Below are 25,110 nucleotides of genomic sequence, written 5' to 3' on the forward strand. Positions count from 1 at the left end.
CTCCGTGTCCCGTACCGGGACGCGGAGCGCGCTCAGCCGGCGGTGAGCGGTATCGTGCGCGTTCGGGCCGCCAGTAAAATGTTCTCCAACCACCGGAACGTGGTCGGGTTCCGTCCGACAATCGGTGAGGCCGACCAGAGGAGACCGCCGCTGATGACCGACACCCAGATCTTCGAGCCGGAAGGCCGCGCCATCTCTTTCGTCGACGAAGGCGACGGACCGGTCAAGCTCGTGCTCATCCAGGAACGCGACCTGGCGGGGGATGTTCTCGGTGTGGTCGCGCACTACCTCGCGGAGGAAGCGGGCTTCCATGTGCTGAGGATCGGCCATCGGGCGGGCGGTTCCGAGGGGGTATCGCTCGAAGAGCTGGTCGAGGATGCGGTCGCGGTGATCGACCACGTCGGACTTCAGGACACCTGGATCGGAGGACACGGTTTCGGCGGGACGATCGCACGTGCGCTCGCCGCGGCGCATGCGGACCGCGCCAACGGCCTGCTGCTGCTGGGCGTCGAGGAGGCCGATGTGGCCGTCGCGCCGGCGATCCCGGTTCTCATCATCCAGGGAACGGATGACGTCGTCACGCCGCCCGCGAACGGCGAACGGCTGCAGGCCACGATTCCGGAGCGCGCGAGCATCACGAGCATCGCCGGCGATCATCTCTTCCCCATGACGCACCCGATCGAGACCGCGGTCGCGATCGAGGAGTACCTCGACTGGGACTGACGCCCCCCGATGTGCCCTCAGCGCCCCTGGCGCTTCTTGTAGGGTTTCGGCTGCCCCTTCACGACCGGAGCCCGGCCCTTTCCCTTTGATGCCTTCGCCTTGCCTCCGGACGGACCCGAAGGTTTCGCCGGCGGCGGCGGAGCCGAGGCGATCCTCTCTCGCGCTTCGGCGAGCAGGAGGATGCCGGCCTTGGTCAGGCGGGTCTCACCGCCACGCGTGACGAGCGGATGCCCGACTTCGAGCTCGAGCTTCTCGATCGATGAATAGAGGGCGGCGAGAGGCACGCCGAGCGAGGCGGCCGCGCGGGGAAAATGCAACTGCTCCGCGACGGCGACGAAGCGTCGAAGCTGGGTGGTGTCCACGGTTCGTCGTTCCTTTCCCGCATGGATCGCGGTCGTCCTCAGCGTACCCGGCCACTTCTTCCGATCGGATGTGACCAGAATTGTCGGGTGCGCCGCGGTTCCGCGGCGGATGCTTGACGGTGCAAGGAGGAACACATGATCGGCACGCTCAACGCGCTGGTCGATCTCGTCGAACGCGACATGGGTGACGAGCTCGACGTGGCGTCGTTCGCGCGCGAACACGCGACGACCGAATACCACCTGCGGAGGATGTTCTCGGCGCTCGCGCAGATGCCGTTCTCGGAGTACGTGCGCCGTCGGCGCATGACCCTCGCGGGGGCGGATCTCGCCGCCGGCGACCCGGATCTGCTGGCGGTCGCCGTGCGTTACGGCTACGGATCGGTCGAAGCATTCGGGCGGGCTTTCCGCACCGTGCACGGTGCGACCCCGGCCGACGTGCGCCGGCGCGGTGGTCCGCTCAGCACACAACCCACGCTCAGGTTCCGCCTGAGTGTAGAAGGGAGCACATCGATGGATGTCACCATCACCGAACGACCCGAGTTCACGCTCGCGGGATTCGCGGTCCAGGTGCCGCTGATCCATGAGGGCGTCAACCCGCACATCCAGGAACACATCGGATCCATCGCGCCGGAGGAGCACCAGCGACTCAAGAGACTCGCCGACACGGAGCCTGCCGGCATCCTCGCGGTCACAGCGGACGTCGAGCCGGACGCCGCCGAAGGGTCGATGCTCACCTACCTCCACGGCGTCGCCCTCGACGCGACCACTGAGCCACCTGACGACCTCGATGTGATGCGTCTGGCTGCCGGCACCTGGGCCGTGTTCTCATCGAGCGGCCCGTTCCCCGAGACGCTGCAGCGACTGTGGGCGGCGACGGCGACCGAGTGGTTCCCCTCCAACCCGTGGCGACTGCGTCCTGGACCCTCGATCGTCCGGTACCTCGAACTCACCGAGACGCAGGCGAACTGCGAGCTCTGGCTGCCGGTGGAACGCTCCTGAACCGGCGGGGCGAGTGAGCGGGCGGCGGCCTCGTTCAGTCGTCTTTGCCGCCCTTATCGTTCTCGTTGGCCTTTTCGGCGGCTTTCTCCGCCTCCTCGCGGGCCTTCTCCTCGGCCTTCTGAGCGGCCTCCGCGTCCTTCCGCGCCTGCTCGGACGCCTTCTCCTGTTCCTTCTCGTCGGAGGCATCACCGTCATCTGCGGCGTCGTCGTCCCCCGGGGCCGGTGCGATCGGTTCGGCGGGCGTGTCGACGACGGGATCCGTCACAGTCGGCGCGACCCGCTCGAACGGAGTGCCGAGGCTTTTCGACGGCGTCGCTCCCGCCGCATCCGCACCGGACGTCCAGAATGCGAGCACGATGCAGAGCAGAGCAGCTGCGGCAGCGATCACCGCCCTCGCGGCAGGGCCCGAACCCGCTCGACGCTCCGGCACGGGCTCGGTCGCCGCCGCCGACGTGGGAGGCGTTTCGATCGGCAGCGTCTTGGTCGCGGCGAGCGGAAGGGGCGGAGGTGGCCGGTGCGCGGGAGCCGGTACGATCTCGGCCTGAGTCGCGGTCTCACGGTAGGGAGCAGGCGTGACAGAGGCCGGTCGCTCGGGCGGAGCGAGGGCGGCGACGGACGTCGCGACATCGAGCGCCGTCGGGCGGTCCTTCGGCTCTGCTGCGGTCATGCGGGCCAGGAGGTCGGACCACCCGGGATCGACCCACTCGGGGATGTGGGGCGAGTCGAACAGACGCGCCATGACCGCGCCGACGCCCGTCGCCTGCGGGAACGCCCGCTCGCCTGTGAGAGCCTCGAGCAGCACCAGTCCGAGGCCGTAGATGTCGCCGGGAGGAGTCGCCGCTTCACCGCGGATCTGCTCCGGCGGAAGGTACGCAGCCGTGCCGACGATCGTCCCCGGGTTGGTGACACGAGTGGTGTCGAGGAGGAAGGCGACACCGAAATCCGCCAACTTCGCCCGGAACTCGCTTCCCGGTACGGCGGCCGGGGCGAGCAGCACATTCGCCGGCTTCACGTCGCGGTGCACCACTCCTGCGGCATGAACTGCATGCAGTGCCGAAGCGAGGTCTCTCGCGAGGGCTTTCACCTCTGCCGGAGTGGGGGCGCCCTCGCGCAGCCGCTCGGCGAGCGTCGGCCCGTCGATGCACTCCATGACCAGATAACAGGGGCTGCCCGGTTCGATGCTGGCGTCGTAGAGCTCGACGAGGGAGGGATGAGTGAGCGAAGCCAGCACGGCGACCTCATTGCGGACGCGCGTGGGTGCGGTCAGCGCCTCGGTTCCCGCCTGGATCAGCTTCACGGCGACGGTGCGCCCGAGCAGCACGTCGTCGGCACGGTAGACGCGAGCCGCCCCGCCCTGGCCGATGCATTCACCCAACTGATACCGGCCACCGAGCAGCGCGGCGGTGGGGGTTTCCTCAACCGCACGCATCGAAACGTCCTCTCGGGTCGCAGGCAGAACAACTGCCCACGCTCGGACCATACAGTCGCTCGGCGATTCCCGCGTGAGGGTTGACGCCGACGCCGATACCTGCAAGCAGCCCGATGGTCGGCGCCGGACATGACGGATGCCGCGGTCTCGAGAGACCGCGGCATCCGGGAGACTCGGTTCAGACCGCTTGCGGGAGAACGGCGAACGACACGGCCCCTTCGTCATCGACGCCGGCGTCGAGCACCTTGTCATCCAATGCTGCAGCGGCAGTCTCCTCAAGGAACAGCCGAGTGCCGGAGACCTCGATGACCTGGTCCTCGGGCTCGGGGTGGGGAGTGACCAGCACCGCGAGGCGAGCGCCGCCGTCTGGTCCCTGGGAAGCGGTCGAGTGGATACGAAGCCCTGCGTCGTCGGCGTCACTCTGACGGCTGACGAGGGTGGTCACGATCGCGGTTGCGTTGTCGGTGAGGGTGAGCACGAGACTCTCCTTCCGGTAGCGGACATGCCGCGGTCGCGACATGTCCGGGCCACGATTCCCCACCTCGTCGGCGGATGGCAACCGGACTCGGGTGATTCGGAGGGAGCTCACATGTGACGCAGACGTTTCCGCATGAACACCTGCTCGAAGCCAGCACCGTCCGGTACTCGTTCACTCTCCTCGTACCCGCAGCGTTCGTAGAGGCGGATGTTGGCCTCGCTGAGACTCCCGGTGAACAGTTCGGACACCGCGGCGGACGACGACTGTTCGGCGGCTTCCAGCAGTGCGCGACCGATGCCGGCGCCCTGCATGTCGGGCGCGATCGCGATCCGGCCGATGAGGAGCACATCGCCGTCCTGCTGGAAGCGGATCGCGCCGACGAGGCGTCCGCCGATGCGTGCGGTCAGCCCGGCGCCGGCGCGGAGTTCGGCCTCGACCTCCTCGAGTGTCTGGGTGAGCGGTGGCATGTCGGCGCTGCCGTAGATGATCGCCTCGGAGACGAATGCCGCCCGCTGCAGGGTGAGAACCTCTCCGGCATCCGCCACATCGATCGGAGCGATATCGATCGTGTCATGCGTCGAGTCGTGGTCCATCTCAGACTCCCTTCCGCAGGTCACCTTCCGGGTCTGACCGCCGTCATGTCAAGCCCCTCGGCTCGGCGCCGCCGCCGCCGCTAGCTTCGCGACAGGAGGTAAACAACATGGCTGAGACCACGAAGAGCACGAGCACGAAGACCAAGAGCGGATCGAAGGGTGCGAAGACCACCCGCAGGCAGAACGCCGAGAAGGGCTTCACCGCCTCGGCGGAGCTCGCCGCGAATCTGCAGATCGTCCTCGTGGATCTGCTCGAGCTCGCGCTTCAGGGAAAGCAGGCGCATTGGAATGTCGTGGGTCGCAACTTCCGTGACACGCACCGCCAACTCGACGAGATCATCGACGATGCGCGCGCGTTCAGTGACACGGTCGCCGAGCGGATGCGCGCTCTTCATGCCGTCCCGGATGGTCGAAGCGACACGATCGCCTCGACGACCTCGCTCCCGGAGTTCCCGGCCGGCGAAGTGTCGACGTCCGACACGGTGGATCTCATCACCGAGCGCCTGGATGCCGTCGTGAACACCATGCGACGGGTTCATGACGAGGTCGACGAGGCCGATCCGACCTCGGCGGACATCCTCCACGCGATCATCGAGCGTCTCGAACAGTTCGCCTGGATGGTGAGCGCCGAGAACCGGACGCCGTCGAAGAGTTGACCTCACCTGCGTCGCCGGGGTGGCTGCCCGGCGGTCACCTGCGACGTCATGACGTCAGGGGACTGCCGGGCTCTGCTGCGCGGCGCGCGCGAAATGCCCGTCGCAGCAAGCGCGGCAGGACGATCCACAGGGCGCCGACGAAGACCCCGGCGGCGACCAGCGCGACCACGCCGGCCGTGCGGCTTACGGTGAAATCGACGATGAGCGTGGTGACGCCCACCGTCAGCGCGCCGATCACGACGAGGTCGATCTCGACGATCCGTGCGGCGACTCGGACGAGCTCGGGCTTGCGCCGCCGGCCGAACAGGGCACGGTGCAGTCCTACCGGAGCGAGCGCCAGGATGGTCGCCACCGCGGCGAGACCGACCAGCACGATGTACAGATCGCGCTGCAGTTCGTCCATGTCCGTGAACCTCGGCTGGAACGCGACGGCGAGCAGGAAACCGGTGAGGATCTGGGTGCCGGTCTGCATCACGCGGAGCTCTTGCAGCAGCTCCTCCCAATTGCGGTCGGCGCGCTCATTGGGCGTCTCGTCGCGCCCGTCCGGGCGATCGTCCCGCCACGGGTCCGGCGGAGCTGTTCGATCAGAGGTCATGGTCTCAGTCTCCTTCCGGATCTCCGGCGCTGTCCAGGGGCTTGCCGCGCCCCGCAGAGAGGAATTCCGATGACGCTTCCCCCGATCCGGGAATGGTGGCCGCACCTGTCCGACGAAGCGCGCGACGAGCTGGTCGAGACCGGCTCGCCGCACCTCGGCGAAGCGGTGCGAGAGGAGATCAGGACGATCACCGGCGCAGTCGTCGGAATGCAGGAAGAGCTCAGCGCCGAGGATGTCGAGTACGCCCGCACGCACCTGGAACCGGGCGACTGAGCTGCGCGGCCGGCAGTCGTCCCGTGCTTCGGAGCAGGGCAGTGCCCCTGGCGAGAGCGCAAGAGCGCGGCCCTTCCTCCGCCCCACAGGCGTAGCATCGATGCATGACGAATTCGCCGAGGGGAGCGCTGCAGCCCGGACTGCAGCCGCTTCCGGGTGTGCTCGACCTTCCGCAGAGCGGGACGGACGCCGGTTACTGCGCAGACGGCGTCTGCCACATCTCGTCCTCGAGCGTTCCGGCTCAGAAGGACGCGTAGCGGCAGACGCCGTCAGAGCTCAGTGCGCTGCGTGCTGGGGTGCTTCGTCGTGGTCGACGGGCTTGCGGATGAAGAACGCCCCGACGACCGTGACGGACGAGATCACCGCGCCGATGAGGAACGCGACCTGTGATCCCGATGCGACGGCCCCCGGCACCTCCGTGCCGCCGTTCATGTTCACGACCAGCGTGAACATGGCGACCATGACCGCGATGCCGGCGGCTCCTGCGACCTGCTGCACGGTGCCGATCACGGCGCTGCCGTACGAGTAGAACTTCGGCGTCAGCGATGCGAGGGATGCCGTGAACAGCGGCGTGAACGACAACGCCAGGCCGACCGAAAGCACGGTCTGCGCCGCGATCACGACCCAGAGGGGTGTCTCCGTGGTCAACGTCGTGTAGAACCACAGGGTTCCGGCGGCCAGGATCGAGCCGGGAATCAGCAGGATCCGGGTTCCCCGCGCATCGTAGATCCGCCCGATCGTGGGGCCCAGCAGACCCATCGCGAGCGCCCCGGGAAGGACCGCGAGACCCGCGTCGACGGCCGGCAGACCCAGAGCGTCCTGCAGGAACAGCGGCACCACGGTGATGGTGCCGAAGAACGCCAGCGAGAGCAGGAACATCTGGGCCATCGCCAGCGAGAACGGCAGCGATCGGAACACACGCAGATCCAGCAGCGCGTCGTCGGCGCGTTGCAGGATGACCTGGCGCCACAGGAAGAGGCCGAGCCCGACGACGCCGACCGTCAGCGCGATGACCAGGGGAGCGGCCGACGTCTCGCCGCCGGCGAGTGCGCCGATCTGGCTGAGTCCATAGACGAGACCACCGAATCCGAAGGCGGAGAGCACGATCGACAGGACGTCGAGCGGCGCCTGCGTGGTCTCACCGACGTCGGTCAGCCAGCGCCACCCGACGAACATCGCAACCAGCGCGATGGGGAGGACGACGACGAAGATCGCGCGCCAGCCGAAGTGGTCGAGCAGGAAGCCCGACATCGTGGGCCCCAGCGCCGGGGCGAGCGAGATGACGATGCTGACGCGCCCCATCATCCGGCCTCGTGCCGACGGCGGCACGAGGTTCATCATCGTCGTCATCAGCAGCGGCATCATCAGAGCGGTGCCGCTGGCCTGGACGACACGCGCCGCCAGCAGCATCTCGAACCCGAAGGCGACGGCGGCGAGCAGGGTGCCCGCAGAGAACAGGGTCAGGGCGGCGAGGAAGACCTGCCTCGTCGTGAACCGACGCAGCAGGAATCCGGTCGTGGGGATCACGACCGCCATGGTCAGCATGAACGCACTCGTGACCCACTGCGCGGCCAGCGGCGAGATGCTGAGATCCTGGATGAGGTGCGGGATCGCCATGCCCATCGTGGTCTCGTTGAGGATGGCGACGAACGCGGCGGTGAGCAGAACCCAGATCACCCTCATATCGCGGCGGGGGATCAATTCGCGGGTGGGAGCGGGGGTCGTCGTGATCGAACCGGTGTCGACGGCAGACATGCGGCCTCCTGGGCTGAGAAAGAATGAAAAATGGGCGCGAATGCACCGGAACCATCCAGCGTAACCACAGGTTCCGACATTCCATTCCGAATTCGCGCGAAATCCGCCCACAGCAGTCGCGACCGATCCCGGCGTCGCCGGTCGTGGATACGCTGACGTGATGAGTATGGGTGGCCGCGGAGGATTTCACGGCGTGGACGAGACCGCGCAGCGGCGTCTCAACGCGCAGGCTCCGCGGATCAGGGGGCTCGGGTCTCGAGTCGTCGCGCTCTTCCGGCCCTATCGCTGGCGCATCGTCATCACGGGACTGCTCGTCGTCATCGGAGCCGGGATCGCCGTCATTCCGCCGCTCATCGTGCAGCGGATCTTCGACGATGCTCTCTTCCCCGTCGCCGGCGGAGAGCCCGACATCGCCCTGCTCTTCCGGCTCGTCCTGACGATGATCGGCCTGTTCCTGCTCTCCGCCGTGCTGGGCGTCGGCCAGACGTGGCTCACCTCGACCGTGGGCAACAGCGTCACCGGCGACCTGCGGGTGCGGCTGTTCGAGCATCTGCAGGCGATGGAGCTCGGCTTCTTCACCCGGACGAAGACGGGAGTCATCCAGTCCCGACTGCAGAACGACGTCGGCGGCGTCTCCGGCGTCCTGACCAACACCGTCACCAGCATCCTCGGCAACATCGTCACGGTGATCGCCTCGCTGGTGGCGATGATCCTCATCGACTGGCGCCTCACGCTCATCGCCGTGGTGATGATGCCCTTCCTCATCGTGGTCCAGCGCCGCGTCGGTCAGGTGAGGGCGCGCATCGCGGGCGAGACGCAGGAGTCGCTGTCGGAGCTCACCTCCATCACGCAGGAGACGCTGAGCGTGTCCGGGATGCTGCTCTCGAAGGCGTTCAACCGGCAGCGCACGGAGTCTGCCAGGTACCAGGCAGAGAACCGCAACCAGGTCACGCTGCAGGTGCGCCGTGCGATGAGCGGGCAGGGGTTCTTCGCCGTGGTCCAGGTGCTGATGGCATCCGTCCCGGCGGTCATCTATCTCGTCTCCGGTTACCTGATCGCCGGGGGGACCGGGGCCATCACCGCGGGCACCGTCGTCGCCTTCACCACGGTCCAGGCGCGGCTCTTGCAGCCGCTGATGGGCCTGATGCGCGTGTCGCTGGATCTGCAGACCTCGTCGGCACTGTTCGCGCGCATCTTCGAGTACCTGGACCTGGTGCCGGAGATTCAGGACGCCCCCGATGCGATCGCCGTCTCCGATGCTCCCGGGCCCCGCGGCCGGGTCGAGTTCGCCGATGTCCTGTTCCGCTATCCGGATGCCGCCGCCGAAGCACGTCCCACGCTGCAGGGCGTCTCGTTCGTCGCGGAACCCGGTCAGCACGTCGCGTTCGTCGGCCCCTCGGGCGCCGGAAAGACGACCGTGCTGTACCTGGCGCCTCGGCTGTACGAGGCCCATGGCGGCGCCGTGCTGTTCGCGGGAGCGGACGTGCGCACATTGACCCAGGAGTCGATCATCGACGATGTCGGGATCGTGTCGCAGGAGACGTATCTCTTCCACGCCACGATCCGCGAGAACCTTCTCTACGCCAAGCCGGACGCCACCGAGGACGAGCTCGTGGCGGCGTGCACGGCCGCGAACATCCACCACATCATCGCGGGCTTCGAGCACGGCTACGACACCGTCGTCGGCGAGCGCGGATACCGTCTGTCCGGGGGCGAGAAGCAGCGCATCGCGATCGCGAGGGTGCTGCTGAAAGACCCGCCCGTGCTGCTTCTGGACGAGGCGACCTCGGCACTCGACACGGTATCGGAGCGCGTCGTGCAGGAGGCTCTCGACGAGGCCGCTCGGGGCCGGACGACGCTGTCGATCGCGCACAGGCTGTCGACCGTGATGGGTGCCGACGTGATCCATGTGCTGGAGGCGGGGCAGATCGTCGAGTCCGGTACGCATGGTGAACTGCTGGCCCTCGGCGGACTGTACGCTGAGCTCGCGGCGCAGCAGGTCGCGGCTTCTCGTGTGCTCCACACCGAACAGGCCATCGAGACCGAGGTGACCGGCGGCGCCATGGCGGCGTTCACGGGCAGGCGCGCCGATCGGGCGCCGGAGGATTCCGCGGGAGCGGATGCCGTCGCCGCGCTCACCGCTCCCGTTCCGCTGCTCGATGTTCCCAAGCCCGATGAGCGGGTGTACCCGGCCGCGGAGTGAGGCCGCCATCGTGCCGGGCCCTGCCGCGGACGGCGACGTGCGTCAGTGCACCGAGAGCCCGCCGTCGATGAACAGTGAGTGACCCGTGACGTAGCCGGAGCCCGCACCGGCGAGGAACACCGCCGCGGCGGCGAAGTCCTCCGGGAGCCCGTTGCGACCGATCATCGTGCGGGCGGCGAGGGCTTCGACCTTCGCGGTGTCCTGCTGCAGTCGGGCGTTCAGCGGAGTGAGGACGAATCCGGGCACGAGGCTGTTGCTGGTGACCCCGGTGCCGCCCCAGGCCTCCGCCTCGGAACGCATGAGCGACTCGACCGCGCCTTTGGATGCGCCGTAGACTCCGCTGCCGACGAACGCGCGGTGGGCCTGCTGGGAGCTGATGTGGATGAGGCGGCCGTATCCGCGCTCGGCCATGCCGGGCGCGAAGCGCTGCCCGAGCAGGAACGGTGCCAGCGCGTTCACCGTCATCGTCGCATCCCAGTCGGCCTCCGTGATCTCGGCGAAAGGGGGACGGATGTTGATCCCCGCAGAGTTCACCAGGATGTCGGGCTCGCCGAACGGCCCGGCGGCGTCCTCGGCAGCGGCACGGATCCCGTCTCGGGTGCTGAGGTCGCCGACGACGCCTGCCACCCGGCACCCGCCGGCTTTGAGGGTGCTCACGGTCTCCTCGATCCGATCGGCGCCGCGCGCCACGATCACCGTCGCGGCTCCCGCCGACGCGAGTGCCGTCGCGATGCCGCGGCCGATGCCGGAGCTTCCGCCGGTGACGACGGCGGTGCGGCCGTGGAGGCCGAACAGGTCGGCGAGGTATGCGTTCACGATGCTCCTGCGTGGTGGGATGCCGTCACCACGCGAGGGCGGCGGCGAGGTCGGGGTCAGGGGTGGCGGCGGCGAACTCGGGGAGCGCGCGCACCTCGTCGACGAACGCGTCGACCTCGGCCGCGTACTGCGGGTCGGGGTGGTTCGCCGCGATCGCCACCAGGGGCGGCACATCCATGGCGAGGATGAGCTCGATGCGCGCGGTGACGGCGTCGCGCGCTCCTGCCTCATGCAGCACCCGGATGCCGCCGCGGAGAGCCGCGAGATAGTCGCGAAGCACCGGACGCTCTGCTCTGCTCTGAGTGATCGAGGTGCCGTCGGCACGGATCCGCCAGCAGACGACCGTGTCCGGTATGACGTCGAACGCGCGGGCGCGGGTGTACATCCGCTGGGCGACGATCTGGTCTTCATACGAGACGTCTTCGGGGAAACGCAGGTCGCTCCAGAACTCGGTGCGGCTGACCTTCGACCAGGCGACGATGTTCGCCGAGGCGCGCGGATGCGCGGAGAGGGTCGTCGCCAGCCGCTCCGGACTCGTCGCCGCTTCGATCCAAGGCTGAACGCGACCGGGGACGTATGCGTCTCCCTGGAGCCGCGAGCGCACGTAGGCGCCCGCCGCGAAGTCGCTGCCCGTTCGGGCGAGAGTGTCGGTGAGCCGCGCGAGTGCGGTCGGCGTCAGCTCGTCGTCGCCGTCGAGGAACCCGAGCAGGGGGGTGTCGACGAGATCGATCCCGATGTTGCGCGCAGCTCCCAGACCGCGGGACGCTTCGTGGCGGATCATGCGGAAGCGCGGGTCGGATGCCGCGGCATCCGCGAAGATCTCGCCGGTGGCATCCAGCGAGCCGTCATCGATGAGGATCGCCAGCCAACGCTGTTCGGTCTGGGCGCGCAACGAGTCGAGAGCCGCCGGCGCGAACGCGGCGATGTCGCGTCCGGGGACGATCATCGTCACGATCGGATCGGATGCAGTCACCCGCCGAGTCTATGACCGGGCGACGGTCGTCGCGCGAACGGCAGGGCGTTCATGATTCAGGAACAACCGTGCCGGAGGGCGGAACCGTTCGCGCAAAGACGGGCACCGGTTGTCGGCCGACGGTCCCTTCTCCTGAGTCATGGACGGGAGACCGCCCGCACGGCGTCGGCGACCAGCGCCGCGAGCCGCTCGGGAGCGTCATCCGGCAGCGGGTCCCGACCGAACGTGAACCGCACCGAGGTCTGCGCGACCTCGGCAGGGATGCCGCAGGCGAGCAGCACGTGCGACGGCTCATCGCTACCGGCGGCGCACGCGGAGCCGCTGGATGAGATGACCCCGCGACGCTCGAGTTCCAGCAGTACGGCCTCACCGCTCGTCCCGGCGAACGTGAAGCTCGCCGTCGCCGGCAGACGGTTCACCGGCTCGCCGGTCAGGGCGGTTTGCGGAATCGCCCACAGCACGCCGGCGATGAACCGAGAGCAGGCGGCGCCGACGCGTGCGGCGACGCTGTCGCGCTCGCTCTCCGCCAGCTCCAGCGCAGTGGCCAGCCCGACCGCCCCCGCGACGTTCTCGGTGCCGGAGCGTCGGCCGCGCTCTTGGCCGCCGCCGTGCAGAAGGGGCTCCAACGGCACCCGGCCGCGGACGGCGAGGGCGCCGATGCCCTTCGGTGCGCCGAGCTTGTGGCCGGCGATGGAGATCGCGTCGGCGCCGAGCCCGGCGAGTGAGAGCCAGCCCGCGGATTGGACGGCGTCGAGATGGAGGGGCACTCCGGCATCGTGCGCGACGGCCGCCAGGCTCGCGGCGTCCTGCACCGTCCCGATCTCGTTGTTGGCGTGGCCGAGCGTCACCAGAGCGGTGTCGTCCGCGATGGCGGCTCGAAGCGTGGCGGCATCCACCCGCCCTGCGGAGTCCACCGCGAGATGCGTCACCCTGACGCCGTGGAATCGGCGCAGGTATTCCGCTGACTCGAGCACCGACTCGTGTTCGATCGGGCTGGTGACCACATGCCGCCGTCCGCGCTCGAGTCCCGCCAGCACGATGCCTTTGATGGCGAGGTTGTTGGCCTCGGTGCCGCCGGCGGTGAAGACGATGTCTCCGGCCCGCATCCCCAGCACCCGCGCCACCCGCGCCCGCGACTCTTCCAGCGCGCTCGCCGCCGCCTCGCCGACCGTGTGATGACTGGAGGGATTGCCGTACACTCCCGCGAGGTACGGCTCCATGGCCTCTCGCACCTCCGGGCGCGCCGGTGAGGTGGCGGCGTGGTCGAGATACAGCGGGGCGGCACCGGTCATCAGGCGGCGATCCGTATGTCCAGACCCAGATCGAGCGCCCGTGCCGAGTGCGTCAGGGCACCGACGGAGATGACGTCGACACCGGTCTCGGCGATCGCCGAGACCGTGTTGAGATCGACGCCTCCCGAGGCTTCGACGGTCGCTCGGCCGGCGATCAGCGCGACGCCCGCACGGAGATCCTCGAGAGAGAAGTTGTCGAGCAGCACGGTGTGCGCGCCGCCGGCGAGGACCGCCGCAATCTGATCGAGCCGGTCCACCTCGACGACGACGTGCGTGGTGTGGGGAAGCCGCGAGAGCGACTCGCAGAGAGCAGTCGCGAGGTCGGCACCGTGCTGCTGCAGGACGGCGAGATGGTTGTCCTTGACCATCACGGCATCCGACAGCGAGTTCCGGTGGTTGCTGCCGCCGCCGCTGAGCACGGCGTGGCGCTCGAAGGCGCGCAGCCCCGGAGTCGTCTTGCGGGTGTCGACGATGCGCGTCCCCGTTCCCTCCACCGCACGGACGTAGGCGGCGGTGAGCGAGGCGATCCCCGACATGCGCTGGGTGAAATTGAGTGCGACGCGCTCCGCGGTGAGGATGCTGCGTGCGGAGCCCGTCACTGACGCGAGGACGTCGCCGTCGGTGAACGCGTCACCATCGCCCACGTGCACGTCGACGGTGACGCCCGGATCGATGAGCCCGAAGGCGGCGGCGAACACGTCGCCGCCGCTGAACACCCCGGATTCGCGGGCGACGAGGTCGGCAGTGGCTGTGGCGTCGGCGGGGATGACAGCGGTGCTGGTCAGGTCGCCCCAGGGGGCGTCCTCCTCGAGAGCGGCGCCCACGACGCGGTTGAGGATGGCGGGGGTGAGCATCAGACTCCGATCAGGGCGGGTTCGCGGAAGTGCGCACCGACGGACTCGGTGCGGGCGAGTGCGGCGGATGCGGCCGCCTCGGCGAGCAGCAGCAGATTCGCGTCCTCGTGCTGGGCGACCGAGCGAGGCGCCGGGAGATCGGTGCGCCAGCTTTGAATCAGGTCGAGGGCGCGGGTCAGGCCGTCGTCGGTGCGAAGGAGCCCGACCTCGTCCCACATCAGCATCTGGAGTGCGGCGCGGCTGAAGTCCCGGGCCGGGCGGGGTGACTCGTCTCGCCGGAGTGGCCGCTTCCGCTGGCGGGGAGGAAGGCCGAGGGCGGGATCAGCGCCGGACGCCACTCCCAGCGCCACCGCGGCGCGGGCTCCGAACACGGCACCTTCGAGTAGGGAGTTCGACGCGAGACGGTTCGCCCCGTGCACGCCGGAGCGGGCGGCTTCGCCGACGGCGAAGAGGCCGGGCAGTGTCGTGCGGCCATCGAGGTCGGTGACGATCCCGCCCATCAGGTAGTGCGCGGCGGGCGTGACTGGGATGGGCTGCCGCGCCCAGTCGAAACCGCGTTCGCGCGTGACCCGATCGATCGTGGGAAAGCGACGGGCGAGCGTCGATGCGCCGAGGGCGGTGGCGTCGAGCCGCACCGGCCCGCCCTGTGCTGCGGTCCGACGGGCGATCGCCCGAGAGACGACATCTCGCGGGGCGAGTTCTCCGTCGGGATGGGCGTCGAACGCGAACCGGCGGTCGTCGTCGTCGAGGAGAGTCGCACCTTCACCGCGCACGGCCTCCGAGATGAGGAAGCCGGGCCCCTCGGCGAGGACCGTCGGATGGAATTGCACGAACTCGAGGTCGGCGACGTCGGCGCCGGCCCGGAGCGCTGCGGCGATGCCGTCGCCGGTCGCCCCCTCGGGATTGGTGGTGTGGGCGTAGAGCCGGCCGGCGCCGCCGGTGGCGAGGATGACGGCGTCGGCGCTCAGGTCGACCGCGGCTGTGCCTTCGAGGAGCCGGATGCCGCGCACGGCGCCGTCGAGAACGATCAGATCGAGAAGGAATGCGTGCTCCCGCACCTGGATGGCCGAAGCCCGGACAGCGGCGACGAGCGCATCGGAGACGGCGGCGCCGGTCGCATCGCCACCCGCGTGCACGACCCGCGCATGGCTGTGCGCGGCCTCTCGCCCGAGCAGCAGCCGGCCGTCGGGCCCCCGATCGAAGACGACACCGCGCGCGACGAGTTCGGCGATGCGTGCGCCTCCCTCGCGGACCAGCACCTCGACAGCGGCCGGGTCGCTGAGCCCGGCGCCCGCGATGATGGTGTCCTCCGCATGCGATGCGGGCGAGTCACCCTCACCGTAGACGCCGGCGATGCCCCCCTGCGCCAACGGCGTGCAGCCGCCGCCCAGGAGGCCCTTGGTGACGATCATCACGTCATGTCCGGCCTCGTCCGCGCGCAGTGCGGCGGTCAGACCGGCGATGCCGGTACCGACGACGATGACATTCATCGGGCGCCCGACACGGGCGGCTTCGCCGCCAGCATCCGCTCCAGCGCCAGCCGTGCCGGCTCCGCCACGTCATCCGCCACGGTGATGCGGTTGGGGCCGCGCCCAGCGACCAGTTCCTCCAGCACCCAGGCGAGATACCCGGGATGGATGCGGTACATCGTCGAACAGGGGCAGACCACAGGGTCCAGGCACGAGATGTCGTGCTGCGGGTACTGGGCCGCGAGCCGCCGCACGAGGTTGATCTCGGTTCCGATCGCGAAGGACGTGGGTTGCGTGGCGGCATCGATCGCCCGGCGGATGTACTCGGTCGAGCCGGCTTCGTCGGCGGCATCCACGACCTCCATCGGGCACTCGGGATGCATGATCACGCGCACCGCCGGATTCTGCGCCCGCGCCTGATCGATCTGCGCCACGGTGAAACGGCGATGCACCGAGCAGAATCCGTGCCAGAGGATCACGCGCGAATCGGCGATCTCTTCGGCGGTCGAGCCACCGAGCGCCCTGCGCGGATTCCACATCGGCATCTGCTCGAGCGGCACTCCCATCGCCTTGGCGGTGTTTCGACCGAGGTGCTGGTCGGGGAAGAACAGGACCCGCCGCCCCCGCTCGAATGCCCACTCGAGCACCGTCTGCGCGTTCGACGAGGTGCACACGATTCCGCCGTGACGGCCGACGAAGCCCTTGATGGCTGCGGATGAGTTCATGTACGTCACCGGGATCACGGGCACCCGGCCGTCGGCGTCGACCTGATCCAGCGCACCGAGCACATCTTCGAGCTGCTCCCAGCAGTCCTCGACCTGGTCGATGTCGGCCATGTCGGCCATCGAGCAGCCGGCCGCCAGGTTCGGCAGGATCACGGCCTGATCGGGACGCGAGAGGAGGTCGGCGGTCTCCGCCATGAAGTGCACGCCGCAGAAGACGATCGCTTCGGCATCGGGCCTGCCCTTCGCCGCCGTGGCGAGCTGGAACGAGTCGCCGACATAGTCGGCGTGACGGACGACCTCCTCGCGCTGATAGAAGTGGCCGAGGATGACGACGCGATCGCCGAGGGCCTCCTTCGCCGCGCGGATCCGCGCATCGAGCTCGTCCTCGGTGGCATCGCGGTACTCGATCGGCAGCTCGCCCTGGCGCGGGGCGCCGGTCGGGATCACATCGCCCATCGACGATCCGGGGCCGTAGCCGGGACGGGAGTCGAAGTCCCAGGGACCTGCGGCGAGGTCCGTGCTGCAGGTCGCGTCGGTCGACGCCCCGCTGACGATGGCCTGGATCGCGTGATCGACGGACGGATCGGAGAAGGTCGGCGCCGGGACGACGGTGATGCTCATCTGATGCTCGTTTCTTCGGAGCCGAGCGGGCCGCGATCGGCGAGCTCGACGTCGGTGTTGTAGCGGTAGAGGCGGGCGGGACGGTGACTGCCGGTGCGGAAACGGTCGGTGGGCAGGAGGTTTCCCGCGGCTTCCACCTGACGGCGGAAGTTCGCGGGATCCAGGTGGCGTCCGAGGATGGCTTCGTACGCCTCGCGCAGGTCGGCGAGCGTGAACTCGGAGGGCAGGAAGCCGTGCGCCACGCGGCTGTAGCCGGCCTTGTTGCGCAGACGCCACAGCGCGTATTCCACGATCTGGTTGTGGTCGAAGGCGAGGGCGGGAAGCGCGTCGACGTCGAACCAGCGCACGTTCTCGGGGGCGCGCCCCGAGGCGAGGTGTGCCGCGCTCTGCGCGTCGACGTCATCGGATCGCAACAGAGCCCAGTACACGATCGACACCACGCGCGTGGGGGAGCGGTTGACGGCCCCGAAGGCGTAGAGCTGCTCGAGGTAGCTGGGCGCGAGACCGGTGGTCTCGGCGAGGGTGCGCGCGGCCGCGTCCACCGGGGACTCGGATTCGGTGAGCCACCCGCCGGGGAGCGCCCACTGATCGGCGAACGGCTCTCTGGTGCGAAGGACGAGAGGCAGCGCCAGCACGGGCTCGCCGTCCGGCGGACGGCGCAGCGTCAGGATCACCGTCGAGACGGCGACGCGGATGCCCGAGCTTCGAGTCATAAGTACCTTAACCTCCGAGACGATCTTAGTGTCATGAAGACCCGAAGTGCATCTCGATGTCGCTTTCCGACGTCGAGTCCGAAACGTTATCTCTGTGCGCGCGGAGGGCTTGTCCGGGATCGCAGGGTTTGTTAGGTTACTGTCCTAACAAACCTATCCGGGGCGATTCCGCGCATCCGGACGGTCTGTCCGACCTCAACCCGGGGTTGGCTCCATGGTGGAGCATCCCTCCTGCAGTGCAGCACCGAGAGGAAACAAGACAATGATCCGTAACGGCAAGCGCAAGATCGCGCTCACCGCTGTGGCGGGGGCATCCGTCCTCGCCCTGGGCCTCACCGCCTGTGGCACCGGCGGCGGCGGAGACGAGGGAGGCGGCGACTCCGACCGCCCTCTTCGCGTCTGGGCCGGCAGTCAGACGCCGATCACCGCGAACTTCAACCCCTTCGCTCCGACCGTCCTCCACGGCGCCCTCGGCCCGATCTACGAGCCGCTCTTCTTCTTCAACAAGACCGCAGACGAAGAGCCCACCGGCATGATCGGCGACTCCTACGAGTACAACGAAGACGGCACCGTCATCACCGTCAAGATCAAAGAAGGCCTCAAGTGGAGCGACGGTGAGCCGCTGACCGCCGAAGACGTCGCGTTCACGTTCAACTTCGAGGGCAACAACCCCGAGGGCAACGGCCTGGTCTCGGCGGAAGCCACCGATGAGACCACCGTCGTGCTGACCTACGACTCGGCCCAGTACACCACCGAGTTCCAGCGCCTCGGCGGCACCTGGATCCTGCCGCAGCACATCTGGAGCGAGGTCGACGATTTCGCGAGCTTCGCGAACGAGGAGCCCGTCGGGTCCGGACCGTACGTCGTCGACAGCGTCACCAGCGAGTCGTACATCCTCGTCGCGAACGAGGAGTTCCGCGATGCGGACGTGCCTGCGATCAAGAAGGTGCAGTACATCGCGGTCGACAACAACCAGACCGCGCAGGACCTGCTCGCCGCCGGCGAACTCGACTGGACCGGCATGTTCATCCCGAATCCGGAGTCGGTCACCGGCAACGGCAAGATCGAGTGGATCAACACCCCGCAGGACCCGACTGTCCTGTACACCTGCTCGAACGCGGAGCTCGGCTGTGTCGGCCCGCAGACCGACGTCGCCGTCCGGCAGGCGCTGAACGTCGCCATCGATCGCGCCACCATCAAGGAGAAGGCCTTCGTGGGCCTCACCGGTGACATCTCTCCGACCTATGCGCTGCTGCCGCGCGATGAGAAGTGGGTCGCCGACAGCGCCAACGAGGTCAGCCCGCAGGAGGCGGACACCGCCTCGGCAGGGTCGATCCTCGAGGCCGCGGGCTACGTGAAGGGTTCGGACGGCTTCTATGCCAAGGACGGCGTTCCGGTCGAGATGACGCTGACCTCGGTCGACGGCTGGACGGACTACAACGACGCCGCGAAGCTGATCGCCGAGCAGGCGGCCGAGGCGGGCATCAAGATCACGCCGTCCACCGTGCAGTGGCAGGAGTTCTCCGACTCCCGTCAGACCGGTCAGTTCCAGCTGATCGTCGGCGGCATGATCGGCACTTCGGTGGCCGACCCGTACCAGATCTACCGCGACTGGGTGGGCGGAACGGCCGTCGGCTCGACCGGGCCCGTGGGCGCCGAGGTGCCGACGGGACGCTGGAACTTCAGCCGCTACAACAACCCGGTCGTGGACGAGGCCATCACGGCTGCGACCAGCACGAACGACGAAGCAACCAAGATGGAGCTCTACGCCACCATCCAGAGCGAGATCGTTCGCGACCTGCCCTACATCCCGCTGGTGATCAACGCGACGCAGACCTTCTACAACGCGAAGGACTTCACGGGTTGGCCCACGGAGGAAGACCTGTACGCGTTCCCGCCGTCCTGGGGATCGATCGCTGCCGGTTACGTCCTCCAGCACCTGAAGCCGGTCGGCTGACAGTCGACTGACCTCGGTTCATGCAGGGAAGCAGGAAGTTGAGCACATGAAGTTCTATGCCAGAAGGATCGGGTTCTACGCGTTCACGCTGTGGGCCACGATCTCCCTCAACTTCCTGCTTCCCCGGCTGATGCCGGGGGACCCGGCCGACATCATGATCGCCAAGATCCAGCGTGCCGGCGGCGAGGTCTCCGAGACCACGATCCGCAACATCAAGCTGCTGCTGGGCTCGGACGACTCATCGATGTGGGAGCAGTACCTCGGCTACTGGGGACGGATGTTCCAGGGAGACCTGGGAGTGTCCGTGACGAAGTTCCCGGCCCCGGTGTCCGAGCTGATCGCCGGCGCGCTGCCATGGACCATCGTCCTGGTCGGCGTGGCGACGGTGATCTCGTTCATCCTCGGGATCGGCCTCGGCGCGTGGGTCGGGTGGAAAAGGGGCACGTGGGTCGATCACCTGATCCCGGCGACGACCATCCTGCAGTCCATTCCCTACTTCTGGCTCGCGCTGGTGCTCGTGTCCGTGTTCGCCGTCGGGCTCGGCGTGTTCCCGATCTTCGGCGGGTACAGCGTCTTCGACTTCCCGAACGGCCCGGAGTGGAGCTGGGCGTTCATCTCGGATGCCGTGGGCCACGCCATCCTTCCGGCGTTGACCATCGTGCTGAGCTCCGTCGGAGGCTGGCTCTTCGGCATGCGCAACATGATGGTGTCCACGATGGCGGAGGACTACGTCACCACCGCCGAGGCGAAGGGCCTGCGCCCTCGTCGCATCCTCACCACCTATGCGGCCCGCAATGCCGCCATCCCGTCGATCGCCGGGTTCGCCATCACGCTCGGCTTCGTCGTGGCAGGCTCGATCGTCATGGAGCAGGTGTTCACGTACCCCGGCATCGGCAAGCTGATGTTCCAGGCCGTGCAGAACAGCGACTACGCGCTCATGCAGGGAGTGTTCCTGGTGATCACCATCGCTGTCCTGGCGGCGAACTTCGTCATGGATCTCGTCTACGGCTTCATCGATCCGAGGGCTCGTCACAATGTCTGAAACCGCCACCACGCACCCGGAATCCCCGCTGGACACCGCCGCGGAGCTCTCGTCGACGGGCGTTCCGACGGCCCCCGACACGGCGGCGCTCGTCACTCCGAAGCGTCGCCGGGGCGGATTCCGCGCCATGCTGCCGAGCATGTCGGTCAAGCTCGTCGTCGGCATCGTCCTCGTCGTCGGCATCATCGCCTTCGGCATCCTCGCCCCGCTGCTCACGCAGAACCCGCGCAACTCCGGCAACCCGGCGCTGCAGCCGCCGAGCGCCGATCACCTCCTCGGCACGACCAAGCTCGGCTACGACGTGCTCGCCCAGCTTGCGCACGGCACGCAGGGTTCGCTCCTCATCGGCCTCGTGGCCGGCGGTATCGCCGTCGTGCTGTCGATCTTCTTCGGCATCCTCGCGGGGTACCTGGGTGGCTGGAAGGACGAGGTGCTCTCGCTCGTCACGAACATCATGCTGGTCATCCCGGGGCTTCCGCTCGTGATGGTGATCGCCACCTACTTCTCATCGCGCAGCTGGCTGCTCGTCGCCTTCGTGCTCGGAATCACGTCGTGGGCGGGCTCCGCCGTGGTGCTGCGCACCCAGGCGCGGTCGCTTCGCAGCCGCGACTACGTCTATGCGGCGAAGGTGGCGGGGGAGCGCTCCCTGCGGGTCATCCTCGTCGAGATCATGCCGAACCTCCTGCCGCTGCTGGCCGCGCAGTTCCTCTTCGCGATCATCTTCGCCATCCTCGGCGAGGCCGGCCTGTCGTATCTCGGCCTCGGCGCCACGGACTCCATCACCTGGGGCACGATCCTCAACGACGCGCAATCCGGCCAGGCACTGGGCACGGGCGCCTGGTGGTGGTTCATCCCGCCGGGCATCATGATCGCCCTCCTCGGATGCGGTCTGTCACTCATCAACTTCGCCATCGACGAGATCATCAACCCGAAGCTGCGCAACGCCCCCGAGGCCGCGCGCCGGGTGCGCAAGGCAGCGAAGACGAAGGGAATCACCGCGTGACCGCCCCCGAAGCAGTACTCACAGCACGAGACGTCTCCATCGAGTACGAGGTGGACGAGCCGGTGAAGGCCGTCCGCAACGTCTCGCTCACCCTGCACCGTGGTGAGATCCTGGGCCTGGCCGGTGAGTCGGGGTGCGGCAAGACGACCCTCGCGTACGGACTCAACCGCCTGCTGAAGGCGCCCGCTCTGATGACGGGCGGCGAGATCACGTTCCACGATCGCTCCGGCACCGACATCGACGTCACGGGCCTCAAGGACGATCAGCTGCGCGCGTTCCGCTGGGACAAGATCTCCATGGTCTTCCAGGGGGCGATGAACTCCCTGAACCCGGTGATCAGTGTCAGAGCACAGATCTTCGACATCTTCGACACCCACCGGCCCGGTATGTCCAAGCACGACAAGACGGAACGAGCGGAGGAGCTCCTGCGCCTCGTCGGGGTCGACCCCAGGCGGCTCACGAGCTTCCCGCACGAGCTCTCCGGCGGTATGCGCCAGCGGGTGATGATCGCGATGGCACTCGCGCTCGACCCGCAGGTGATGATCATGGATGAGCCCACCACAGCGCTCGACGTGGTGGTGCAGCGGGGGATCATCCGCGAGATCATGCGCCTGCGCGAACGCCTCGGTTTCGCGGTGATCTTCATCACTCATGACCTTCCGATGCTCATCGAGATCAGCGACCGGATCGCCGTGATGCTGCAGGGCGAGATCGTCGAACAGGGCACCGCGGAGGAGATCTACCGCACCCCGCAACACGAGTACACGAAGACGCTGCTGTCGAGCTTTCCCAGTCTGCGAGGCGAACGCGGCGGCTTCGTACGCAGCGGTGCGAAGGCGGAGGCAGTCCGATGAGCGAGAACACCCTCGAGGCGCGCAACCTCGTCAAGGACTTCCGGTTGCGGTCCGGTTTCAAGACGACGATCCTCCACGCGGTGAAGGACGTCTCGTTCACGCTGGAACCGGGCAAGACCGTCGCGCTCGTCGGCGAATCCGGCAGCGGGAAATCCACCATCGCCCGGATGCTGATGAAGCTCGAGACGCCGACGTCGGGTGACATCCTGCTCGACGGTTCCCCGAGCGGGTCCCGCGGACGCGCCCTCGCGCGCTACCGCTCAGATGTGCAGATGGTGTTCCAGGATCCGTTCGCGTCGCTGAACCCGTTCCACACGATCATCCACCACCTCGAGCGACCGCTGCGGATCCATCACCGCGACTGGTCGGCGGAGCAGGTGCGCGAGCGCGCGCTCGAACTCCTCGATCGGGTGCGGCTGTCGCCGGCGGAGAGCTATGCCGAGCGGCGTCCGCACGAGCTGTCAGGCGGTCAGCGGCAACGCGTCGCCATCGCCCGTGCGCTGGCCCCGGGCGCCCGGTTCATCGTGGCGGACGAGCCGGTGTCGATGCTCGATGTGTCCATCCGGCTCGGCGTACTGAACCTGCTCGCCGACCTTCAGCGCGAGGAGCAGCTCGGCGTGCTGTACATCACGCACGACCTCGCCACCGCGCGGCACTTCAGCGACGAGATCCTCGTGATGTACCGCGGTGACATCGTCGAGCGAGGTCCCGCCGACGAGGTCATCCTCAACCCGCAGCACGAATACACCAAGACCCTGCTCGGGGCTGCCCCGGAGCCGGAGAACCTGGGCCGGCTGCGCGATGAGGTGCGCGCGGAGCTCGCCGTCGGACGATAGAGTGTTGCCATAACTGAAGACAGGCCGAATGAATCTCGCGGGAGAGCTCCGGTGAAGACAGCCGGGCACCGAAGGAGCAAGCCTCCCCGCCAATCTCTCAGGTAACGCGTACCGCGCGATTCCGGCCACTCTGAAAAGCGATGTCGAGCGAAGCGGTTCGCCGAGATCCGCCGACGGTGAAAGCCCCGCCATGCACGGGCGAAACTCTCAGGCCCATGACAGAGGGGGAGTTCCGAGGAACGACGTCGACGCCGTTCCGCCCGTTCCAGCCCGGGAGAACTCCGTGTCAGACCCCCGCTACACCCCGCTCCGCGAGCGCCATGAGGCGCTGGGCGCGTCCTTCACCGACTTCGGCGGCTGGCAGATGCCGGTGCGCTACACATCCGACCTCGCCGAGCACCACGCGGTGCGGCAGTCCGCCGGCCTCTTCGACATCTCGCACATGGCCGAGTTCCTCGTCACCGGGGAGTACGCCGGCGAGTTCCTCGACTTCTCGCTGGCGGGCCGGATCTCGGCGATGCCGGTGGGCAAGGCGAAGTACTCGCTCATGCTCGCCGAACACGGCGGCATCATCGACGACGTCATCGCCTACCGGCTGGCGGAGGACCGGTACCTGGTGATCGCGAACGCCGGAAACCGCGGAGCGGTCGACTCGGCCTTCGCGTCTCGGGTCAGGGCGTTCCCTTCGCGAATCGAGCGGGAACTCCCGCAGCGGGCCGAGGGCGAGGAGCGCAGCTTCGCCGGGTTCCTCGGCGACCGGGGAGTCGACGTCGAGGACGTCTCCGACACCTACGCGCTGCTCGCAGTCCAGGGGCCGGCGGCCGAAGCCGTCGTGTCCGCGACCGAGGGCATCACCGAGCTCGGCACCCCGTGGGCCGAGCAGAAGTATTACGCCTGGGCCGAGGCCTACTTCCTCGGACAGCCGCTGCTCATCGCCCGGACGGGGTACACCGGGGAAGACGGTTTCGAGCTCCTCGTGCATGCGGGCGACGCGCCGGCCCTGTGGGACGCGCTGCTCGCCGCCGGTGAGCCGCACGCACTCGTGCCGGCCGGGCTCGCCGCCCGAGACACACTTCGGCTCGAGGCCGGCATGCCGCTGTACGGTCACGAGCTGACCCTCGATACCAAGCCGGTGCAGGCCGGTCTCGGTCGCGTCGTGGCCGCGGACAAGGAGATGTTCGTCGGCAAGGACGCGCTGGATGCCGCATCCGACGCCCCTGTCCTCGTGGGTCTCACCGCCGACGGCAAGCGCGCCGGACGCGCGGGATACGCGGTCGTATCAGCCAGCGGCGAGACGCTCGGCGAGATCACCAGCGGCGCCCTCAGCCCGACGCTCGGCCATCCCATCGCGATGGCGTATGTACACCCTTCTTCCGCCGAAGCGGGAACCGAAGTATTCCTGGATGTGCGGGGCACGAGGATTCCCGCCACCGTGACCACGCTGCCTTTCTACCGGAGGACAAAATGACCGACCTCAACGCACTCCACTACACCGACGAGCACGAGTGGATCGCCGGCAGCGGCGACACCGTGACGATCGGCATCACCGACTACGCCGCCGAGAAGCTCGGCGATGTGGTGTTCGTCGAGCTGCCCGCCGTCGGCACCGAGGTCACCTCCGGCGCTGTCGTCGGCGAGATCGAATCGACGAAGTCGGTCGGCGAGCTCTACGCGCCCGTGTCCGGCACCGTCGTCGAGATCAACGACGCCGTCGTCGACGACCCGTCGCTGGTGAACGCCGAACCGTTCGAGGGCGGCTGGCTGATCAAGGTGTCGGTCGCCGACGGTGCGACCGACGGGCTGCTGGACCGCGACGCGTACGTCGCGCTGACGGAGGGCTGATCCAGAAGTGGTCTCTTTCGCCGATCGTCATATCGGACCGACGGACG

General features: G+C 68.3%; 26 protein-coding genes and 1 riboswitch. Of the genes, 13 read left to right on the top strand and 13 right to left on the bottom strand.

The annotated features are described in order from the left end of the window. Positions 1-153 precede the first annotated feature (153 nt). Positions 154-723 carry an alpha/beta fold hydrolase gene (locus RIN18_RS02060; RefSeq protein ID WP_309102273.1) on the top strand — a complete coding sequence of 190 codons (570 nt, stop codon included), beginning with the start codon at positions 154-156 and terminating at the stop codon, positions 721-723. 17 nt (positions 724-740) lie between these two features. Here the strand turns inward: RIN18_RS02060 and RIN18_RS02065 are convergent, their stop codons facing one another. Then, positions 741-1,085, bottom strand: coding sequence for a LysR family transcriptional regulator (locus RIN18_RS02065; RefSeq protein ID WP_309102274.1), 345 nt, complete (start codon positions 1,083-1,085; stop codon positions 741-743). 135 nt (positions 1,086-1,220) lie between these two features. Between RIN18_RS02065 and RIN18_RS02070 the strand changes: the two genes are divergently transcribed. Continuing rightward, on the top strand, positions 1,221-2,084 hold the full coding sequence (locus RIN18_RS02070; RefSeq protein WP_309102275.1) for an AraC family transcriptional regulator: 864 nt from the start codon (positions 1,221-1,223) through the stop codon (positions 2,082-2,084). A 34-nt stretch (positions 2,085-2,118) separates the two neighbouring features. On the opposite strand, the gene RIN18_RS02075 is transcribed toward RIN18_RS02070, so the two are convergent. The 3 genes from RIN18_RS02075 to RIN18_RS02085 form a co-directional block, all read right to left on the bottom strand. Beyond that, on the bottom strand, positions 2,119-3,513 hold the full coding sequence (locus tag RIN18_RS02075; protein ID WP_309102276.1) for a serine/threonine-protein kinase: 1,395 nt from the start codon (positions 3,511-3,513) through the stop codon (positions 2,119-2,121). Between the two features lie 178 nt (positions 3,514-3,691). Beyond that, positions 3,692-3,991 (bottom strand): Fe-S cluster assembly protein HesB, encoded by a 300-nt coding sequence (locus RIN18_RS02080; protein ID WP_309102277.1) that lies wholly within the window; start codon positions 3,989-3,991, stop codon positions 3,692-3,694. A 107-nt stretch (positions 3,992-4,098) separates the two neighbouring features. Beyond that, positions 4,099-4,584, bottom strand: a complete 486-nt coding sequence (locus RIN18_RS02085) for a GNAT family N-acetyltransferase (RefSeq protein ID WP_309102278.1) — start codon at positions 4,582-4,584, stop codon at positions 4,099-4,101. 107 nt (positions 4,585-4,691) lie between these two features. On the opposite strand from RIN18_RS02085, the gene RIN18_RS02090 reads away from it, so the two are divergent. Then, the gene (locus RIN18_RS02090; RefSeq protein ID WP_309102279.1) at positions 4,692-5,240 is read left to right on the top strand and encodes a DNA starvation/stationary phase protection protein; all 549 of its coding nucleotides are present in this window, start codon (positions 4,692-4,694) and stop codon (positions 5,238-5,240) included. A gap of 46 nt (positions 5,241-5,286) precedes the next feature. On the opposite strand, the gene RIN18_RS02095 is transcribed toward RIN18_RS02090, so the two are convergent. Beyond that, positions 5,287-5,835 carry a DUF6328 family protein gene (locus tag RIN18_RS02095; protein ID WP_309102280.1) on the bottom strand — a complete coding sequence of 183 codons (549 nt, stop codon included), beginning with the start codon at positions 5,833-5,835 and terminating at the stop codon, positions 5,287-5,289. 69 nt (positions 5,836-5,904) lie between these two features. On the opposite strand from RIN18_RS02095, the gene RIN18_RS02100 reads away from it, so the two are divergent. Both RIN18_RS02100 and RIN18_RS02105 read left to right on the top strand, forming a co-directional pair. Further along, complete coding sequence (locus RIN18_RS02100) at positions 5,905-6,108, top strand: hypothetical protein (protein ID WP_309102281.1); 204 nt, start codon at positions 5,905-5,907, stop codon at positions 6,106-6,108. Positions 6,109-6,212: 104 nt separating this feature from the next. Further along, positions 6,213-6,365: a hypothetical protein gene (locus RIN18_RS02105; protein ID WP_309102282.1), complete on the top strand. Its 153-nt coding sequence runs from the start codon at positions 6,213-6,215 to the stop codon at positions 6,363-6,365. Between the two features lie 19 nt (positions 6,366-6,384). Here RIN18_RS02105 and RIN18_RS02110 read toward each other — a convergent pair whose 3' ends face one another. Continuing rightward, a complete protein-coding gene (locus RIN18_RS02110; RefSeq protein ID WP_309102283.1) occupies positions 6,385-7,863 on the bottom strand; it encodes a DHA2 family efflux MFS transporter permease subunit in 1,479 nt (492 codons plus the stop codon). A 160-nt stretch (positions 7,864-8,023) separates the two neighbouring features. On the opposite strand from RIN18_RS02110, the gene RIN18_RS02115 reads away from it, so the two are divergent. After that, positions 8,024-10,066: an ABC transporter ATP-binding protein gene (locus RIN18_RS02115; protein ID WP_309102284.1), complete on the top strand. Its 2,043-nt coding sequence runs from the start codon at positions 8,024-8,026 to the stop codon at positions 10,064-10,066. Between the two features lie 42 nt (positions 10,067-10,108). Here the strand turns inward: RIN18_RS02115 and RIN18_RS02120 are convergent, their stop codons facing one another. The 7 genes from RIN18_RS02120 to RIN18_RS02150 form a co-directional block, all read right to left on the bottom strand. Continuing rightward, the gene (locus RIN18_RS02120) at positions 10,109-10,882 is read right to left on the bottom strand and encodes an SDR family oxidoreductase (RefSeq protein ID WP_309102285.1); all 774 of its coding nucleotides are present in this window, start codon (positions 10,880-10,882) and stop codon (positions 10,109-10,111) included. Between the two features lie 25 nt (positions 10,883-10,907). Next, positions 10,908-11,855, bottom strand: a complete 948-nt coding sequence (locus RIN18_RS02125) for a glycosyltransferase family 2 protein (protein ID WP_309102286.1) — start codon at positions 11,853-11,855, stop codon at positions 10,908-10,910. A gap of 137 nt (positions 11,856-11,992) precedes the next feature. Beyond that, on the bottom strand, positions 11,993-13,147 hold the full coding sequence (locus tag RIN18_RS02130) for a cysteine desulfurase family protein (protein WP_309102287.1): 1,155 nt from the start codon (positions 13,145-13,147) through the stop codon (positions 11,993-11,995). Then, positions 13,147-14,001 carry a carboxylating nicotinate-nucleotide diphosphorylase gene (nadC, locus tag RIN18_RS02135; RefSeq protein ID WP_309102288.1) on the bottom strand — a complete coding sequence of 285 codons (855 nt, stop codon included), beginning with the start codon at positions 13,999-14,001 and terminating at the stop codon, positions 13,147-13,149. Before nadC ends, RIN18_RS02130 begins: the two co-directional genes overlap by 1 nt. Next, positions 14,001-15,491, bottom strand: a complete 1,491-nt coding sequence (gene nadB / locus RIN18_RS02140; RefSeq protein WP_309102289.1) for an L-aspartate oxidase — start codon at positions 15,489-15,491, stop codon at positions 14,001-14,003. Before nadB ends, nadC begins: the two co-directional genes overlap by 1 nt. After that, complete coding sequence (nadA, locus tag RIN18_RS02145) at positions 15,488-16,816, bottom strand: quinolinate synthase NadA (protein WP_309102290.1); 1,329 nt, start codon at positions 16,814-16,816, stop codon at positions 15,488-15,490. Before nadA ends, nadB begins: the two co-directional genes overlap by 4 nt. After that, positions 16,813-17,529 carry an NUDIX domain-containing protein gene (locus tag RIN18_RS02150; RefSeq protein WP_309102291.1) on the bottom strand — a complete coding sequence of 239 codons (717 nt, stop codon included), beginning with the start codon at positions 17,527-17,529 and terminating at the stop codon, positions 16,813-16,815. The genes nadA and RIN18_RS02150 overlap by 4 nt, the downstream gene beginning before the upstream one ends. 262 nt (positions 17,530-17,791) lie before the next feature. On the opposite strand from RIN18_RS02150, the gene RIN18_RS02155 reads away from it, so the two are divergent. The 7 genes from RIN18_RS02155 to gcvH all read left to right on the top strand — a co-directional run bounded on the left by RIN18_RS02155 (position 17,792) and on the right by gcvH (position 25,063). Continuing rightward, entirely contained in the window at positions 17,792-19,486 is a 1,695-nt protein-coding gene (locus tag RIN18_RS02155; RefSeq protein WP_309102292.1) for an ABC transporter substrate-binding protein, read from the top strand. 46 nt (positions 19,487-19,532) lie between these two features. Then, the gene (locus tag RIN18_RS02160; protein WP_309102293.1) at positions 19,533-20,528 is read left to right on the top strand and encodes an ABC transporter permease; all 996 of its coding nucleotides are present in this window, start codon (positions 19,533-19,535) and stop codon (positions 20,526-20,528) included. Continuing rightward, complete coding sequence (locus tag RIN18_RS02165; RefSeq protein ID WP_309102294.1) at positions 20,521-21,531, top strand: ABC transporter permease; 1,011 nt, start codon at positions 20,521-20,523, stop codon at positions 21,529-21,531. The genes RIN18_RS02160 and RIN18_RS02165 overlap by 8 nt, the downstream gene beginning before the upstream one ends. After that, on the top strand, positions 21,528-22,385 hold the full coding sequence (locus RIN18_RS02170) for an ABC transporter ATP-binding protein (protein WP_309102295.1): 858 nt from the start codon (positions 21,528-21,530) through the stop codon (positions 22,383-22,385). Before RIN18_RS02165 ends, RIN18_RS02170 begins: the two co-directional genes overlap by 4 nt. Next, a complete protein-coding gene (locus tag RIN18_RS02175) occupies positions 22,382-23,221 on the top strand; it encodes an ATP-binding cassette domain-containing protein (protein WP_309102296.1) in 840 nt (279 codons plus the stop codon). The genes RIN18_RS02170 and RIN18_RS02175 overlap by 4 nt, the downstream gene beginning before the upstream one ends. Before the next feature lie 28 nt (positions 23,222-23,249). Beyond that, positions 23,250-23,345: riboswitch (glycine riboswitch) on the top strand. A gap of 159 nt (positions 23,346-23,504) precedes the next feature. After that, complete coding sequence (locus RIN18_RS02180; RefSeq protein WP_309102297.1) at positions 23,505-24,689, top strand: glycine cleavage system aminomethyltransferase GcvT; 1,185 nt, start codon at positions 23,505-23,507, stop codon at positions 24,687-24,689. Next, positions 24,686-25,063: a glycine cleavage system protein GcvH gene (gcvH, locus tag RIN18_RS02185; RefSeq protein ID WP_309102298.1), complete on the top strand. Its 378-nt coding sequence runs from the start codon at positions 24,686-24,688 to the stop codon at positions 25,061-25,063. The genes RIN18_RS02180 and gcvH overlap by 4 nt, the downstream gene beginning before the upstream one ends. Positions 25,064-25,110 lie beyond the last annotated feature (47 nt).

It is taken from the genome of Microbacterium sp. (assembly GCF_031179285.1).
In the GTDB taxonomy this organism is placed as follows: Bacteria; Actinomycetota; Actinomycetes; order Actinomycetales; family Microbacteriaceae; genus Microbacterium.

Coding starts and splice junctions, on each gene's coding strand:
- gcvH (WP_309102298.1), top strand. CDS start 24,686: ATGACCGACCTCAACGCACTCCACTACACCGACGAGCACGAGTGGATC.
- RIN18_RS02075 (WP_309102276.1), bottom strand. CDS start 3,513: ATGCGTGCGGTTGAGGAAACCCCCACCGCCGCGCTGCTCGGTGGCCGG.
- RIN18_RS02160 (WP_309102293.1), top strand. CDS start 19,533: ATGAAGTTCTATGCCAGAAGGATCGGGTTCTACGCGTTCACGCTGTGG.
- RIN18_RS02130 (WP_309102287.1), bottom strand. CDS start 13,147: ATGACCGGTGCCGCCCCGCTGTATCTCGACCACGCCGCCACCTCACCG.
- RIN18_RS02090 (WP_309102279.1), top strand. CDS start 4,692: ATGGCTGAGACCACGAAGAGCACGAGCACGAAGACCAAGAGCGGATCG.
- RIN18_RS02175 (WP_309102296.1), top strand. CDS start 22,382: ATGAGCGAGAACACCCTCGAGGCGCGCAACCTCGTCAAGGACTTCCGG.
- RIN18_RS02110 (WP_309102283.1), bottom strand. CDS start 7,863: ATGTCTGCCGTCGACACCGGTTCGATCACGACGACCCCCGCTCCCACC.
- RIN18_RS02100 (WP_309102281.1), top strand. CDS start 5,905: ATGACGCTTCCCCCGATCCGGGAATGGTGGCCGCACCTGTCCGACGAA.
- RIN18_RS02115 (WP_309102284.1), top strand. CDS start 8,024: ATGAGTATGGGTGGCCGCGGAGGATTTCACGGCGTGGACGAGACCGCG.
- nadB (WP_309102289.1), bottom strand. CDS start 15,491: ATGAATGTCATCGTCGTCGGTACCGGCATCGCCGGTCTGACCGCCGCA.
- RIN18_RS02085 (WP_309102278.1), bottom strand. CDS start 4,584: ATGGACCACGACTCGACGCATGACACGATCGATATCGCTCCGATCGAT.
- RIN18_RS02060 (WP_309102273.1), top strand. CDS start 154: ATGACCGACACCCAGATCTTCGAGCCGGAAGGCCGCGCCATCTCTTTC.
- RIN18_RS02155 (WP_309102292.1), top strand. CDS start 17,792: ATGATCCGTAACGGCAAGCGCAAGATCGCGCTCACCGCTGTGGCGGGG.
- nadC (WP_309102288.1), bottom strand. CDS start 14,001: ATGCTCACCCCCGCCATCCTCAACCGCGTCGTGGGCGCCGCTCTCGAG.
- RIN18_RS02095 (WP_309102280.1), bottom strand. CDS start 5,835: ATGACCTCTGATCGAACAGCTCCGCCGGACCCGTGGCGGGACGATCGC.
- RIN18_RS02165 (WP_309102294.1), top strand. CDS start 20,521: ATGTCTGAAACCGCCACCACGCACCCGGAATCCCCGCTGGACACCGCC.
- RIN18_RS02070 (WP_309102275.1), top strand. CDS start 1,221: ATGATCGGCACGCTCAACGCGCTGGTCGATCTCGTCGAACGCGACATG.
- RIN18_RS02105 (WP_309102282.1), top strand. CDS start 6,213: ATGACGAATTCGCCGAGGGGAGCGCTGCAGCCCGGACTGCAGCCGCTT.
- RIN18_RS02150 (WP_309102291.1), bottom strand. CDS start 17,529: ATGACTCGAAGCTCGGGCATCCGCGTCGCCGTCTCGACGGTGATCCTG.
- nadA (WP_309102290.1), bottom strand. CDS start 16,816: ATGAGCATCACCGTCGTCCCGGCGCCGACCTTCTCCGATCCGTCCGTC.